The 1,210-nt window shown below is 64.6% G+C and carries 1 protein-coding gene; it reads left to right on the top strand.

What is annotated here, in order from left to right:
• On the top strand, positions 1–1,210 hold a 1,210-nt coding region (gene xylA, locus XpruCFBP8353_RS23000; protein ID WP_101365256.1), incomplete at both ends, for a xylose isomerase.

Below are 1,210 nucleotides of genomic sequence, written 5' to 3'. Positions count from 1 at the left end.
TCGGCGACAAGACCATGGCCGAGCATCTGCGTTTTGCCGTGGCCTACTGGCACAGCTTCTGCGGCAATGGCGCCGATCCGTTCGGCCCGGGCACGCGCGCGTATCCGTGGGATGTGGGCAACAGCGCGCTGGCGCGGGCCGAGGCCAAATCCGATGCCGCCTTCGAGTTCTTCACCAAGCTCGGCGTGCCGTATTACTGCTTCCACGACATCGACCTGTCGCCCGATGCCGACGACATCGGCGAATACGAGAGCAACCTCACGCACATGGTCGGCATCGCCAAGCAGCGTCAGGCCGACACCGGCATCAAGCTGTTGTGGGGCACGGCCAACCTGTTCTCGCATCCGCGCTACATGAATGGCGCCTCGACCAACCCGGACTTCAATGTGGTGGCGCGCGCGGCGGTGCAGGTCAAGGCCGCGATCGATGCCACCGTGGAACTGGGCGGCGAAAACTACGTGTTCTGGGGCGGCCGCGAGGGCTACGCCTGCCTGCACAACACCCAGATGCAGCGCGAACAGGACAACATGGCGCGCTTTTTGACCCTGGCGCGCGACTACGGCCGTGCGATCGGCTTCACCGGCAACTTCCTGATCGAGCCCAAGCCGATGGAGCCGATGAAGCACCAGTACGATTTTGATAGCGCTACCGTGATCGGCTTCCTGCGCCAGCACGGCCTGGATAAGGACTTCAAGCTCAACATCGAAGCCAACCACGCCACCCTGTCGGGCCACAGCTTCGAGCATGATCTGCAGGTGGCTTCCGATGCCGGCCTGCTGGGCAGCATCGATGCCAACCGCGGCAACCCGCAGAACGGCTGGGACACCGACCAGTTCCCGACCGACCTGTACGACACCGTCGGCGCGATGCTGGTGATGCTGCGGCAGGGGGGGCTGGCACCGGGCGGGCTGAACTTCGATGCCAAGGTGCGGCGCGAATCGTCCGACCCGCAGGATCTGTTCCTGGCCCACATCGGCGGCATGGATGCCTTCGCACGCGGGCTGGAAGTGGCCGACGCGCTGCTGACCTCCTCGCCGCTGGAACAGTGGCGCGCCGAGCGTTACGCCAGCTTCGACAAGGGTGCAGGCGCCGACTTTGCCGCAGGCAAGAGCACGCTGGCCGATTTGGCCAAGCATGCTGCCGGCAACGCACCCAAGCAGATCAGCGGCCGCCAGGAAGCGTACGAAAACCTGATCAATCAGTATCTGAC

This window comes from Xanthomonas prunicola, from assembly GCF_002846205.1.
GTDB classification, from domain to species: domain Bacteria; phylum Pseudomonadota; class Gammaproteobacteria; order Xanthomonadales; family Xanthomonadaceae; genus Xanthomonas; species Xanthomonas prunicola.
Note: the sequence above shows the minus strand (reverse complement) of the source record. Positions and strands in the feature narration are given on the sequence as shown.